Source organism: Roseomonas acroporae (assembly GCF_023223525.1).
Taxonomy (GTDB): domain Bacteria; phylum Pseudomonadota; class Alphaproteobacteria; order Acetobacterales; family Acetobacteraceae; genus Roseomonas_E; species Roseomonas_E acroporae.
Genome location: NZ_JALPRX010000028.1, coordinates 1 through 2,204, shown reverse-complemented (window position 1 = coordinate 2,204; position 2,204 = coordinate 1). Strand labels below are relative to the sequence as shown.

General features: G+C 70.0%; 3 protein-coding genes. 2 read left to right on the top strand and 1 reads right to left on the bottom strand.

Annotation, left to right across the window (positions count from 1 at the left end; all coding sequences use genetic code 11):
* On the top strand, positions 1-185 hold a 185-nt coding region (locus M0638_RS07665; protein WP_248666379.1), incomplete at its 5' end, for a hypothetical protein.
* 1 nt (position 186) lies between these two features.
* Positions 187-882: a glycoside hydrolase family 108 protein gene (locus tag M0638_RS07660; RefSeq protein ID WP_248666378.1), complete on the top strand. Its 696-nt coding sequence runs from the start codon at positions 187-189 to the stop codon at positions 880-882.
* Positions 883-1,249: 367 nt separating this feature from the next.
* Here the strand turns inward: M0638_RS07660 and M0638_RS07655 are convergent, their stop codons facing one another.
* Positions 1,250-1,834 (bottom strand): hypothetical protein, encoded by a 585-nt coding sequence (locus tag M0638_RS07655; protein WP_248666377.1) that lies wholly within the window; start codon positions 1,832-1,834, stop codon positions 1,250-1,252.
* Between the last annotated feature and the right edge of the window lie 370 nt (positions 1,835-2,204).

Below are 2,204 nucleotides of genomic sequence, written 5' to 3'. Positions count from 1 at the left end.
GCGTCCGCGTGAAGGCGCCCAGCCGGCCGATCCCGGAGCCGCTGGGCGCCCTGCTGGCCCGCGCGGCCAAGCACGAGATGACGCCGGCAGGGCGCCGCGCGCAGCGGCTCTCGTGGATCCGCGGCATGACCGGTCGGACCGACGCGGAGATCCTGCGCGTGCTGCCCGAACTGGGGGAGGCCTGACATGGGCATCTGGTCCTGGCTCACCGGCCGCGAGGCTGAGAAGGCGCGGGCACCGGTGGTGGTACCGGTGCCGGCGCCCATCCCCGTGCTGGCCGTGGGGGATCCGGTGGGAGCGCTCCCCAAGCCGGTGCCGGTGGACGTGCCGGTGCCGGCGGCGAAGGCCGCCATCTCGGATTTCTCGGCCGCGATGGAATTCATCCTGCGGCCGGACAATGACGGGCAGCCCTACCACCACGACCCGCGCGACCATGGCGGCATGACCGCCTGGGGCGTCACGGCCGCGACCTGGGCGGCGCACAACCGGCAGCCGCTCGCCTGGGCCACCAAGGAGCGGATGCAGGCCCTCAAGCGCGAGGACGTGTATCCCGTCTATCTCAAGGGCTTCTGGGACGCGAACAACTGCGACGGCCTGCCGCGCGGGGTCGGCTTCGTGGTGTTCAACATGGGCTGTGGGACTGGCCCGAAGCCGGCCGCGATCATCCTCCAACGCCTGCTTGGGCTGGCCGAGGATGGCCGGATCGGGCCGGTCACGCTGGCCGCGGCGCGGGCCTGGGATCCGGTGAAGCTGACCAAGGCGTACACCGATGCCTGCCTTGCCTGGTACAAGCTGCTCAAGCAGTACCCGATCTACGGCCGGGGCTGGTCCCGCCGCGCCACCCAGGCCGGCGAGATCGCGGGGCGGCTGGCGGCGGGGTGAGGTGGCGGCAAACCGGGTACGAAACCGGGTAGAGCCCCCTCCCCCTCCCCATTTTCTTGGCCTATCGCAGCCTTTTAGCCGATCCGCTCGCCGGACACCCTCTCCGCCAGTTGATCCCTGCACATAGCTGATGTCGCTGAGTCTTTTCGCGATCGGATGATTTTTACCCCCATCCGGACCCCATGAGTGCGCCGGCTGGTGGCGAACCGTAGCGAACCGGAAGTCAGCTTCGCGCCTCCGCCACTTCCGGCGGCTCGAGTTGGTCTGGTGGATGGCCTTGCCAGCAGCGCCATCCCGTCAGCCGCGCTGCCTCCGCCACCATTGCCCGCCCGGCGGGTGTGCCATCCGCGGCGCGTCGATCGACGGCTCAGTTGAGCTGACCGGCGGAGCGCTCCCGTATGATGCGGAGCAGCACCACCACGAGATCGCGGTAGCGCAGCGCGTCCGTGGGCGAGACGCTGATTTCGCCGTCGGCAACGCGGTTGCGGATGTCGCGCAGTTGTCGTCCCAGCGCCTTGTCGTCGCCATCCAGCTTCAGCGCCTGGGTCAACTCCGCCATGGAGAGATGCTGCTTGCCCTGTGCCTTGGCGAGCGCGGTCGCCTGAAGGCGGGCCAGGCGCTCGACCGATCCCCAGGACCGCAGCAGGCAGTAGTCGGACGGGTATTCGTCCGAGGCCGTGAGCAGCTCGATCTCGGCATCGATGGCCGCATGCAACGGGTCAGGCGTCCCCTCGGCCAGCGGCGATGACGACCCCTGGCTGACCAGCCTTTCGGCCGCCAGCTCTTCCGCCGCCTCGATCAGCGGCGACACCTTGGGAAGCTGCGGAATGGCGATCTGGTTCTTGTTTCCGAGGCGAGCCACCAGGGCGCCGATCTGTCGCCTGAACATGGCAAGACCGGCAGCGGCCACGGCGGGCCATTCGGAAACAGCAAGAAAATCCAGCCAGTTCAATGGTATCCCCGAACAGCGGCGATCATCGCGGACGCACTCCTACCGCATCGGAAAGGAATGGTGGAGATACGATGTGCGCTCTCGGGCGGCATCGGACCGGAGCCGCGGGACGGAGGACCGCGGGCACCCGATCCGGCGCCACGCGCATGCGGTGCCGGTCGGCGGCCACCCGACCAGCCCGGAGCGCGGCGGCAGGCCTTCCAAACCGCGCCGCAGCGCCGATCTCGGATGGCATGCGACAGCAATCGGCGGGCGCGCAGCCCCTGCTCCTTCCGGGCGCCCTGCGCCCCCTGCGACAGCGTATCGCCGCGACGGTCGTGGCGCTGTTCAACGACCAGGCGCGCGGCGAGCAGCCCGTGGCACGCCGCCC